The 13094-nt window shown below is 44.1% G+C and carries 4 protein-coding genes; 1 reads left to right on the forward strand and 3 read right to left on the reverse strand.

The genetic code is table 11. The features are described 5' to 3' along the window. Nucleotides 1-9: 9 nt before the first annotated feature. The 3 genes from VK179_04190 to VK179_04200 form a co-directional block, all read right to left on the reverse strand. Complete coding sequence (locus VK179_04190; protein HLO57916.1) at nt 10-621, reverse strand: OmpH family outer membrane protein; 612 nt, start codon at nt 619-621, stop codon at nt 10-12. Nucleotides 622-704: 83 nt separating this feature from the next. Then, nucleotides 705-1679: a PorP/SprF family type IX secretion system membrane protein gene (locus VK179_04195; GenBank protein HLO57917.1), complete on the reverse strand. Its 975-nt coding sequence runs from the start codon at nt 1677-1679 to the stop codon at nt 705-707. A 92-nt stretch (nt 1680-1771) separates the two neighbouring features. Continuing rightward, the gene (locus VK179_04200; protein HLO57918.1) at nt 1772-7822 is read right to left on the reverse strand and encodes a PKD domain-containing protein; all 6051 of its coding nucleotides are present in this window, start codon (nt 7820-7822) and stop codon (nt 1772-1774) included. Nucleotides 7823-7964: 142 nt separating this feature from the next. Here VK179_04200 and VK179_04205 point away from each other — a divergent pair, with 142 nt between their 5' ends. Beyond that, complete coding sequence (locus VK179_04205; protein HLO57919.1) at nt 7965-12893, forward strand: T9SS type A sorting domain-containing protein; 4929 nt, start codon at nt 7965-7967, stop codon at nt 12891-12893. Nucleotides 12894-13094: the final 201 nt, after the last annotated feature.

Below are 13094 nucleotides of genomic sequence, written 5' to 3' on the forward strand. Positions count from 1 at the left end.
GATTACCGCTTATTTTTGCTTCTTATCGTTCTTGTATTTTTCATTCAGTCCGGCAATCACGCTTTTCGTAATGTCGAGGCTGTCGTTTGCATATAGTACGTTGTTGCCGAATGAAGTGGCCAGCACATATTTGTAATTGAATTTTGCACTGTTTTCTTTCATGTACTCCATGATGGCATTGATAACCTGGCGGTTCATCACGGCCTGCTGCTCATTGATTTCGTTTGTGAGGTTCTGCTGAAGAGTAACCAGGTCCTGCTGTTTGGCATACAATTGCTGTTCGATGTTCTGGGCATCTGAACGGGTTATCAGTCCCCGCTGTGCTTTATACTGGTAATCATTTACTTCTTTCTGGTAGGCTGTCTGCCTTGATTTCAACTGGGAATCGGAATTGTTGAATTTGGATTCGAGTTCTCCTGAAAGATCCTTAGCCATATCGAAGTTGCTGATCACCGAATCGATCTGTACATAAAAAATATCGCTGCCAGCCTTCACTCCGGATGCTGATGAAGCGTCATTTTTTGAATTCTTCGACATTCCTGTTCCGGTGAAATGAAGTACGTACAATACAATGACAGCCACAGCCAGCACTATATTTAAAACAAGCGAAACTCTTTTCATTGTTCGAAATTTATAGTTGTAAATTAGGGTAGCAAATATAAATTTTTAAAGCAACAATCAAAAAAAGAGGAATAAGAATTCGGCTAAAACTCGGGACAGGGTACGGCACCTTTTTTGGTTCGCCGGGGAATGGCGAATTTAAAGCTCATGGAAACCTCCAGCGATCCCACCGCTTTACCTATAAGATTTGAAACCGTTACGTCGTAGCTGAGGCCGATGTTGAAATTATGGGTTTTGTAACCTCCCATAATGATAAAGGCATCGCCGCGATCTGAATTGAAAGGCGGTATGCCTCTGTACCAGAGTCCCAGTACAAACGGATTTTTGAACCAGTAAACGCCCAAGTCAAGCTGTGTATAGGGTCCCTGCATTTTAAGCAGGTATGCCACTGTCATGGTTTCGGCATCAGGTTTCAGCAGTTTGCTTTTCCTTGCCAGTTCAACTCCCCCGTAGAAAGACGTTTTTATGGGCACCCGGTGTTTATCGGCATACAACGAAACATTCGGCATAAGCAGGTGGTCAACTGTTACGCCACTCCAGATCCTCTGTGAATAAACCAGCAATGAAAGTGCCAGATCGACGTCACGGGCGTCGGGAAGATCATAATTCCTTGTGGGCGGTTCAGTATTGTCGGAGCTTATTTCATCAAGAAACCGGAGCTTATCCCATGCGATACCGGTTTCGCGATAAGAGAAATGCAAACCCGGCCGAACGTAAATTTCCTGTGTCAGTTTAAAATTATAAGAGTATTGTGCACCCAGGCTTAGCGTTCCAAGGTCGCCCGAACCGGCAGCATCCTTGTAGCCAAGCAATCCGAAACCGCTGTTGAATTTTGAAAAATAGTGGTCGTATGAAAAGCTGTACGTCATAAAAGTCGAGGGAAGGGCAAGCCACTGATCCCTTACGTTGGCGCAGATTCTGCTTCCACCGGCAGCTCCTGCAAAAGACGGACCCAGGTAAAGCGGATTCGAATAGAATTGCGAGAATTGCGGATCCTGGGCAAAGGGTTTGGACAGGTACATCCAGGCTAAAAGCAATATGAACAAAAGCCTGCGCATGAATTTATCAGAAAATCGGTTCGTTTAGGTTCTTACTAGATACGAGTTTTACAGGCTTTGGTTGTCAATCATTGTTTAAATTTATGAGACTGTCATGGTTGTGTTACAAGAACGGTCACATCGCCGGCTGCCACATAAGGTTGCCCGTTTGTGAAAGTTGCCGTAACCCTCCAAACATAAACATCCTGTTTAACCGGCTGTCCTTTAATAAAGCCATTCCAACCTTTATTTACATCGGTGCTTTCAAAAATCAATTCTCCCCAACGGTTGTATATTTCAAGTTTATAGCGCCGCACACCCTGGTTCAACGGCCTGAAAAGATTATGACTTGTCGGGGGTTCATTCGGATCATAGTTTTCTTCAGCCGGGTTGTCAGGTATGATGGTTATGGCATTGGGAAACTCAAGGAAGCCATGACCCTCGATAATAACCGGAACATCACTCTTTAACACGTCAAAGCAACCGTTTTCATTCTCCGCTCTCAATTCAGGATAAAATTCCCCTGCCTTTTTATATTCATGCTGCGGTTGTTTTTCGAAGCTCTTATCGGTATTGTCGCCGAAATCCCACTCAAATATTTCTGCGTTGTAGGTATTGTTGAAGAATTTTATGGGTGTTCCCGGTTCCGTCTGACTGCTCAGCCATGCATATTTCGGATCAAAATCAAAATTGATTACCGGTTTGGGATAAACCTGGATTGTTTTATAATCCCAGTTGGTACCACCGTCACCCCTTACAGAAAGTCTTACAATATACATACCGGCTGTATCGAATTCGAAAGCGTCGGGATTGCTTTCATCAGATGTCACCCCGTTGTACCCGAAATCCCAGTGATAACTATCGGGGTATATATATTTTGTGGTGGCGCTGAAATTCACTGTCAGCGGCATACACCCTGAAACATCCGCCCCTATTTCAACTTTGGGCAGCGGAGGTTTTATAATCACATAATGCATAATGGTGTCACTGCATTCGGGATGGTTATTATTGGTAGCTACAAGGGTCACAGGTATCCTGTTCTCGTTGTTAATGTCGCCCCAAATCATGTATTTCTTGATAAAGGAAGCTTTATTCTCCGTTGAAGTGTTTCCGTCACCGTATGTCCATTTATAATTCCACGCAGCCTGGTTGTTGGTCTGGTTGTTCAATGTAACGTCTGTAATATCATCACGGGTATCGAAGTCCTGGGCCTGCGGATCAGGCAGGAATTCAGCCAGCGGCTTGGGATACAGCGTGAGGTGCTTAACCGTATCATCAAAACAACCGTTTATAGAAACCGCGTAAAACCGGATATCATACGTTTTATCCGACGAAGACTCATTTGTGAAACGATACGACGGATCCTCGTAATTGCTGAATACCTTTCCGTCGACATACCAGTAATATTCATTTTCATTGGTAGCGGTGCCGTCAAAATTTATTTGCATGGGACTGCACCCGCTCCATTCCGACGCATTGAAGTCAACCTGCACCTCGGGATAAATCTGAACCGGTTTGGTCACTGTATCCGAACAGTTAAAGGCGGTATTTACCCTGAGAGTCACATCATTCTGAGCAATTGATGAGCCTGTATTGTAGAATGTCTGTGATGGATCTTTCTCTGTTGATGTATGGCCATTTTCAAAATTCCAGTTATAGGTAAGCGAATTCCCCAGCGAACTATTTGTAAACTGAACCGCAAAGGGCGGACAGTCAACTGCCTTCGGGAAATTAAAATCGGCAAATGGTTTGGGATGAATCCGGACTGTTTTTGAAATGGTGCTGTCGCATCCGAATGTGGTTGTACTGGTGAGTTTTACAGTGAAAACCTTATCATCGGTACGACTGAAATTTTTATAATTATGTACAGGGCTCTTAGCTGCAGAGCTTGAACCGTCGCCGAAATCCCAGTACCATGTCATGGGTATGGCAGGCTGGGAAAGGTTGCTGAACTTACTGTCAAGCGGATAGCAGGCTTCAGAATTATCCACGTTAAAAGCGGCAACTGCCTGCGGATGCACGGGTATGGTCTCAGTCCAGGATGTATCGCATCCCTGGGCATTAGTAACAGTGAGAGTAATGTGAGGATTCAGGTCGGTTGTTCCGGGATTATTATAGGTGTGATTGAATACAGCATCGGTTTTTTCATGATTTCCCGTTCCGTCACCGTAATTCCAGTAATAGTGATTAATAGCTCCGGCTGAACTGTTCCTGTCGATTGCAAAGGGCTCATCCGAACATATGGCCGGCTTGTCGATACTGAACTTGGCGTATATATAAGGATAAACCTGCACGGTAATCGTTGTATCATCAAAGCATCCGTATTGTGTGGTGGCCTGCAGTCTGATAGTATGAGGGGCAGTGATATTGGTAAGATTGTTGAATATATGATTTACCGGTGAGGTCAGATTTGAAGTCCTGCCATCCCCGAAATCCCATGAGAAAGTTGTTCCCTCGATGAGGTTTGAATTATTGACAAGATCTACCTTCAGAGGCTCACAGCCGGATATCTTACCCGGATGAAAATTCGCGTGCATTTCAGGAAATACAGTTATTATATCGGATTTCTGGGCTGTGCATCCGTGTGAATTCCTTGTTCTCAGTACAAAAGGATAAGTTAAAGGAACAAGTCCCTTATTGTGATAAACCGGGATAACCGGGTCGGCATTGGTATGGAGCGTAAGAGAATCCTGGGCTGTATATTTCCAAATGTAATCAGTAATTCCACCTGAAGAAAAATTATCAACCTTAATCCGGAATGGAGAGCAACTGTCAACCCGTTCAATTGAATAGTCGGCTGTTACTTTTGAATATACTTTAACGGTTTTAGTGACGCTGCTGTCGCACCCTGCAAGGTTCATTACAGTCAGGTTTACAAAATAGGTAGTGTCTTTGGCTGTTGAATTCTTGTAAACCCTGGGTGGGGGATTCTGGCTTGTTGAATAGGTTTTGTCACCGAAATCCCATATAAAATCAAGGTTTTGTCCCCTTGAGTTATTGTCAAAAATAACATTGAGCGGATTGCAGCCTTCATTAGGACTTGTGAAACCAAAATCGGCCACTACCCTGGGAAACAGGAATACTGACCGTTCAAGTGAATCAGCGCATCCATATGAGTTTTGTGCTCTGAGGTGAATAAAGAACGTCGTGTCATTGTCCGAGTTATTCTCATAAATATGCGTCATTCCTGATGGCAGGGCTGTATGAAATGAATCGCCGTCGCCGAATTTCCAATTGAAATCATTACCTCCCTTTGATGTGTTAGTGAACTGCACGTTAAGGGGTGAACAATTATTGCTGTAATCGATGGCAAAGTTGGCTTTTATGAAAGGATATACGGCAATTGTATCATGTGTTGTGTCGGCGCAGAAATAATCCGATGTGGCGATCAGCGTTACCGGGCAATCGCGGGCTGTTGAAGTCCGGTTGAAATAGTAATGACTGAAAGCGTTGCCTGTAGTATCCACCATAAAGGCACCATCACCCAGGTTCCACTCATGCAGGAGGTTATAGCCTACCGAATGATTGGTAAAGTCAATTTCAGTTGAATCGCAAACCTTATCTTCTGAAGCGCTGAAAATCGCATGAACTTCAGGGTAAATAATCAGCCTTTTAGTGATGGCCGTATCGGCACAATTGTAGCTGTTGGTTCCGTACATACCCACGTAAAGGGTATCCGGATTGGGTTGCGTAGCGTCGTTATGATTAAAAGTGAATGTATTAACGTTGTTCCGGGTAAAGGCACTGTCCATGATAATACCGTCTTCATCTCTTATTGACCAGTGATAGGTTTGCACACCCGTGGAACCAAGCGGGTTAATATCGGTTGAGAAAGGAGAGCAGCCTGATAAATTGGTGAGGCCGAAATTGGCTTTTACGAAGGGGTGCACTGTTATCGGGATTTTGGCCGTATCAATGCAACCGAATTTTGAAACCGCTACCAGCTTGGTCATGATCTGGGTGTCGGTAAGCTTGTTATTGTAAAACAGGTAATGCGTGTTGGGGCGATAGGTTTGCTGGTATGTTCCAAAATCCCAGTATGTATTAAGCGTATCAATATACCCGATTGAAGTGTCATTAAAATGAACTTCCAGCGGGGAGCAGCCCAAATTGGTGTCAATTGTATATCCCGCCTTCAGGCTTGGTTTAATTTTGATGATTTTTTCTTCTGAATTTGGACACATATTAAAATCACCTTTCACAGTAAGCCTTATTGTGTATCTCTGAATAGAATCGGTAAGGTTTTCAGGAAATGTATAGGTGAAAGGATTGGTCAGCGTACTTTGTTTAACGGTAGCGCTGTAACGGGTATCGAAGTTCCAGTAGTTCTGGACCGCTTTGTTTGTATCGGAAAGGTTGGTAATCGTTGCCTTGAAAGGTGAGCAACCTTCAACAGTTTCCACTTCGAACATGGCAACCGGACCCGGAATGACGTAAACACCCACATGCAGGACTGTATCACCGAAGCATTCACGCAGCACATGAACACCGAAACGGAAAAATCCACTGGTTTCAGGCGAAAAATATGGGTCGGGAACTGATGTTGAACTAAGTCGTAAAGTGTCAGTAGGATTTGTTTCTGCATACCATTTGTACTTTTTTCCTCCGCTTGCAACAAGGTGAATAGGATCAACCGAACAGTATGTTTTCAGTTTTGTGGCATTGGCACCACCGATTCCTGCATTCACAAAATCGGATTTATAATCAGAAAAGTAACCGTACTTACATCCCGTTGTAGATCCACCATTAATAATTCCCAGGTGAAAGCGGGCTACCGAATTACTTACACGTGCTTCATTGCCGGGCAGGATTTTACCTGTTATAAATGCATTTACTTCTGCAGTCTTTTTGAGCACTATCCATGTGGAATCAAGAATATAGTCGAAATAGGATGCCGGTATGTCAGTCGATGAGCCACCGCTGAAAATGGAAAAGCTTTCGATGCTCTTGTTTTTTGTCGGGCTCCCCTTTACAGTATCGTTACGGGCCATCAGGTTGATGAAAAAGGCATCGTTTGTATTGGGAGTTCTTGTAAAGGTTACATTGTATGAACCCGTACAACCGTCAATAGTGGGAAGCACTGCCCCTCCGAGTTCACCGCCGAAACCTGTTACATGATTTAAGTAAACCGGCTTGGAGGCATAAACATGAACGGTAGGGTTGTCAATCTGGTAATTAAATACCTGTCCTGCACTGGCAAGAGTGGTTACAAGAACATTATCAATATAAATCTGGGTGTTAGGCTGAGTAGAGGTAATGAACATCCTTTCTCCTCCGTCCGAGGGACAGTCGGTTCCTGTCGAAACCATTACCTGGCCCTTCATAACGATGTATTCATGCCCGATCAGATTGGTCGGAATGATTTGATCGCCGAAAGTATCATAGCTCAGGTTTTTTGTACAGTCTGAAGTATGAGAGTTTTTCTTCCTCATGGAGTCATCATACACCGTAATGACAATGTTCTTATCCGATTTAACCGGAATGCCGTTTATATGCCGGTTGGCCGCTGTAGATGCGGCCCTGAATGCAAAAGTTTCACCGGCATTCAGGTTGAGTACAATGGAATCTCCAGGAGTGTAGGCGAAATACAGCCAGCTGTCGTTTGGATACACTACAATGCGTGTGTTATTTTCCGTGGCGGCCACCACAAATCCACTCCAGGCAGTACCTGCATAATTGCCATTGGGAAAATAGTTCTGGGTGGATGCATAAAAGCGGGTACCCAGTGCATTTCTTCCTTTCAAAGGGAAGATATCCCTGTTATAATAGTTATCCAGCTCATAATATACGGTAATATCACCGGGAGATGAAGTGATCTTGAACGCCTTCTTTTGTGTGTTGGCCGGAGTAAGAGGTAATGCCTGGGGATAATTTTCAATTTGGTCGATACCCATAATGGCATCAAGCTGAACGGTACGGTGTTCCAACTCGTCCAGGTTGAAGGTTATCGGAGTAAATAAAGGATTGGCAGGCTGCGAAATGGTAACGGTTGTGGGAAGAACTGCTGTAACGTGCAGGTATATGGGTGCTCCGTTTTTGGGAGCATCACCGTGATCACTCGAAATATCCGGTGCTGCAAACCAGAACAGGTTGTCGGTCTGCGCCTGAGACAGGAGCGTTAAAGTTAGAAAACATACTGATATGATCAGTTTCCTCAGAACCATGGTTTAGCGGTTTAGTTGCTTTGTTTTCAAAAGGTTGCCTTATCATGCCTTTGCCCACGGCATGCTACATACGGTATAACCTTTGGTGGATATATACGTAAAATTGAACCGTAAAGTTATTACCATCATTCAACCCAATTCCATGAAACGACTGTCTTTTAGTATATTATGCCAGCTTATATTTGTTGTATTGGTAGAGGCACAAACCGATACGATACGTTATTTCCAGTCGTATTTTGAAACGTCAGCTGACAGGGCACAATGGACTAATGAGCCATCTGATCCCAACAAAAACTGGATTTTTAATTCTAAAGGCGGATATATTGATGAAGGATTGAATTACAATCCCGATGCCGCTTACCAGGGCACCTACAATGCTTTTCATATCTGGAGTGATTTTCAGGATGATGTTCGGAAAATCGTTACCATACCTATAGACCTGAGCGATTCTAAAAGACCGGAATTGTCATTCGCTCATGCCATGTACAGATCAATTGCAGGAAATAATACATTGAAAGTTCTTTTTAAAGCCGGTACATCTGCTCCATGGGATACCATTGTTGTTTACAGTGCAGGAATAGATGAATGGACAATTCACACTATAAACATTAAGGATTATGGCACTAAATACCTTTGCAAAAATTTCCAGCTGGCTTTCTTAAGTATGGCACATGGTGAATTTGGTGTATGTATTGATAAAGTCCGGATTGAAGAAAGGGATATAATTAAGCGATATGTGAAATCATTTAGTGTAAAACATGTTCCCCAAAGTCCTATTCCTTCGGGTGCCTCTGATATTCCGGTAATGCGCATTGATATCCAGGTTGTGGGTAACACCGATCCCTTGTTACTGAATTCTATGGTTATCCATTCATTGAGTTCAAACGACAGTCTTTTTGCATCCAGCGGATTTGAACTGGTTGCCACACACGACAGCAGTTACAGAACGGTATCAAAGGGCGTTTCTTTAAGGATTGGTTCCCCGGTTAGCATATCAAACGGAACGGTAAATTTCAGTGGTTTGAATTACAATCTTTCCACAGGCTATAATGCCATATGGGTTATTGCTGATATAAAAAAAACAGCCCCGCATAACAGCATTGCCGACTTTAAAATCAATGCAGGCAATGTGAGCGTTGGTACTGGCACTTACCCTGCTGCTAATGAATCACCGTCAGGAGTTAACATGATTGAGCAGTCGGTTTTCTTTGATAGTTTTGAGGGAACCACTGCATGGACACTTGAGAGTGACTTTGAGGCTGCTGTTCCGAAAGGTTATTCAGCTTTTATCACTAAGGATCCGGATTATGCTTATTCAGGAACTAAGGTTATGGGTACCGATCTTACAGTGGATGGTAAATACCGGTTCAATATTACGCAGGCAAATGCCTATTATGCCACAACACCGGCTATCAATCTTCAGTATTATACCGGTGTCAAACTTAGCTTTAAAAAATGGATTGCTTTTGAAGGAAACGATCATGGTGTAATAGAAGTGAGCAATGACAACGGGGCAACCTGGAATGTAATATGGGACAGCAAAACCGATGCACTAACACCCGATAATGACTGGACCGGTTATGTGAACAGTGAAGCATTCAACGCCCTGGCTGCACATAAGCCGGCTGTGAAAATCAGGTTTGGCGTGATTTATTCTGATGCCAATTTTGCCTATGCGGGCTTCAACATCGATAATTTTGCGGTTACAGGAAACTATCTGACAAATGATTTGGGAATAACGGCTATTGAAGCGCCTGTTGACGATTGCCACAACCCGGGCATGGATTCGGTGATCGTTGAAGTTCAGAATTATGCCGACAGGGCATCGGGGACTAACATTCCGGTTTTTTTTTCAATAGACGGCAGTGAAAGTAAGAGGGTTACGGAATACATTCCGGGCCCGGTTCCAAAGGACGGCACAATACGTTATAAATTTGCGCATACAGCGAATTTCCCTAATCCGGGAAGCTACAGCTCGTTTGTAGTAAAAGTACAGGCCCCCGGTGACCAGGATGCTTCAAACGATTTAAAAAACGCTTCGGTTTTCATTCAGAAAAGTGTTACACCACCTGAATATGAAACATTTGAGACGGGTGGAGGATATTGGAAATCGTATGGATCTGACCCACGGTGGCTTTGTAAAGTTCCCGAAGGGAGTATTCCGGCAGAATACAATAAAAGCTGGATATCTTCCCCGTATGGAAATTACCTGACAAGTGATACGGCTTACCTGCAAAGTTCATGTTATAACCTGATTTCAAATGATCAGATGATCATGGAATTCAAACTGTGGATGGATTCAGAATCAGAGAAAGACGGCGCATCAGTGGAATACAGCAGCGATGGCATATCCTGGAATCTTCTGCCTGCTCATGCTTATCCGTGGAAATGGAACTGGTACGACGGTGATGTGACTGCTCTTGGAACAAAAGGTTGGTCGGGTATCAATTCACAGGGATGGAAAACAGTAAAACAGGTGATTCCTTCATCATTGCTTGAAGAGCCGAAGGTCAGGTTTCGAATAAAATGGGCATCGGATGAAGAAAACACGTTCAGGGGAATGGCACTGGATGAGTTCAGAATATATGCGGCTCCAACCGATATCGGTATTTCAGTTATTGATTCATTCGGAAACAAATGCCAGGGTATCAATCCGGATAAAGTAATGGTATTGATTCAGAATAAGGGAATAAACGCCCTTAAGCAAAATGATCAGATTATTGTCGGTTTTGACTTCCAGGGCCGGCATTTGGAAACCGATACATTCAGGCTGAATGCGGACCTGTTACCGGGATATGCCGTAAAGCATACTTTCAGTAATGAGGTAGATGTTACAGAACCCGGAAATTACAATATCACTGCCTACACATTGAGTGAAGCCAACCCCTGGTTTTACCTGACTAACAACGATACGCTTTCTCTTGATTTTACAGTGTTTCCGGCACCTTTCACAAGCTTAACAGATACCATTCAGACACATTTACCGGATACGGTGATCCTGAAAACTGTTTATAATGCAGATTATGATTACTGGTGGAACGGTGCGTCCGGAACCAACACCTATCATGTTTCGGATGACGGCTGGCAGCACCTGAAAGTAACGGCTTCAAGGGGAAATGGTTGTTCTGCCTATGATTCAACCAATGTAGAGCTTCTTTTTTATGATGTCGGGGCAATGTCATTCATTCATCCTGCTGATAACTGCGGATTTACAAAGCATGAATATGCTGTGGTGCAGGTGAAGAATTACGGAACCGACAGCATAGCAGCAGGCCAGAAGATCACCGTGTCATTCAGGATGAATTCGGAACCGGTTGTCTCAGATACCCTCAAACTTGAACAGACTTTACATTCAGGTAAAGCGGTTGATTTCAGGTTTACAAAGGGTCCGGTTGATCTTTCAGAAAAAGGTGATTACAGTTTCACTGCCTATACAACTTATGGAGGCGATACAATCACTCTGAATGATACGGTAACAAAAACAGTGGCCATACTTGGCCGTCCGGTTGTGAGTCTGGGACCGGATCTTACTGTAGTGGCCCTGTCACACACTTTTGATGCGGGAGCGGGCTTCACCGGCTATTCATGGGATAACGGAACAACCTTACAAACCCGCCAGGTAACTGAAAGCGGTTCGTATTGGGTGCGGGTAACCGATGAGAATTTGTGCGATAATTCTGATACCGCCTATGTGCGGCTTAAGATCCGCGATGTAAGGCCGGATGGGTTCACCAGTCCCGTTTCAGATTGTCATTTTGCCACCAACGTTCCGGTTACAATGCGTTACATTAATTCCGGTACGGATACAGTTCCTTCAGGCAGTAAGATTATTGTAAGTTATTGTTTCAACGGTGGAAGCCGCGTAGCCGATACAGTTACTCTTTCTTCACAGCTTATACCCGGAGCATCAGGTGCATTTGCTTTCGAAGGAGGAGTGGACCTGAATACAACAGGAGATTTTGACTTTCAGGCGTCCACGGTCACAACAGGTGACTTGCGTTCGAACAATGATACGCTGGAAACCACGGTATATCGGTATAACAGGCCGGTTGTCGATTTCGGACTGGCGTCGACCGAATACATTGAGGATATCAGCATTGATCTGGAAGCCGGAGTTTCACCATATTACAGCTACCAGTGGCAGGATACGGTTACAACCCATAATTATCATGTGGTAAAGGACGGCCTATACTGGGTTAAAGCCACGGATAACCGAACCATGTGTTACGACAGGGATTCAGTCCGTATCTTCCTTATTTACGGTGATGTGGGCGTAACATGGACGGACATGCCGGCAGAAGGATGTACGGGTGATTTCAGCCAGGTAAAAGTAAAAATTACCAACCTGGGTCCTTCTTCAATCGGTAGCAATGCTCCCATTTATGTCGCCTGTGATATAAACGGCACAAGGGCGCTGATAGATACCCTTACCCGCTCAGGTAGTTTTAATCCGGGCGCTGTCTTACAGTTACAGCTTACGGAAACAATTTCAGTCGGGCAGCAGGGATCAAGCACCATTGCCTTTTATACGCTGTTCGGCGAAGACAAAAAACATGAAAACGATACACTGGTCATGACATTTGATGCACTGCCTGCTCCTGTAATCGACTTTGGTGAAGAGAACGGAAACCTCACAGTCGGAAGTTTCCCTTATGTGCTTGATGCCGGTGCCGGCAATAAGGCATACCTGTGGCAGGACAATTCAGCAGAACAAACATTTGAAGTGAATGCAATTGGTTCATATACAGTAACTGTGACTGCGCTAAACGACTGCCAGGCAACGAAGACAGTACAGGTTAAATTACAATCGCCTGTAAACGGACAGGAAGCCGATGCCGGATTCATTGTTTATCCGAACCCTGGTGACGGATTGTTCAGGATTAAGATGGATAATGCAGGTGAATGTACAGTAAGAGTATACAGCAACCAGGGCGAACTGGTGTATATAAAGGAATTCAGTGAGGAAGATCGGGATCATGAGATGGATGTAAGGCATCTTGCCAGGGGAATCTATCACCTTGTAATACAAAGCGGAGGAGGAATGTTTACAGGTAAAATCGTCATCCAGTAATTGATTTACGATTTAGAGATTTACGATTGACGATTCGGCTACAAGTAAACATTTTTGGAAGCAGGCCGGAGCCTGCATAGATAGTCCGACTCAGGCAAAGCCTGAGCCGAGCGTCGCGAAATCACTGGCAACCAGTCACCAGTCGCTAGTCACCAATCACTAATTACAATGCTAGGCGAAGTTTTCAACTTCGTCTGAACG

This window comes from Bacteroidales bacterium, from assembly GCA_035299085.1.
Lineage (GTDB): Bacteria > Bacteroidota > Bacteroidia > Bacteroidales > UBA10428 > UBA5072.

What these genes read in the sequence shown, in the direction of transcription:
- VK179_04200 (HLO57918.1), bottom strand. Translation starts at nt 7,822, where the DNA reads ATGGTTCTGAGGAAACTGATCATATCAGTATGTTTTCTAACTTTAACG.
- VK179_04195 (HLO57917.1), bottom strand. Translation starts at nt 1,679, where the DNA reads ATGCGCAGGCTTTTGTTCATATTGCTTTTAGCCTGGATGTACCTGTCC.
- VK179_04205 (HLO57919.1), top strand. Translation starts at nt 7,965, where the DNA reads ATGAAACGACTGTCTTTTAGTATATTATGCCAGCTTATATTTGTTGTA.
- VK179_04190 (HLO57916.1), bottom strand. Translation starts at nt 621, where the DNA reads ATGAAAAGAGTTTCGCTTGTTTTAAATATAGTGCTGGCTGTGGCTGTC.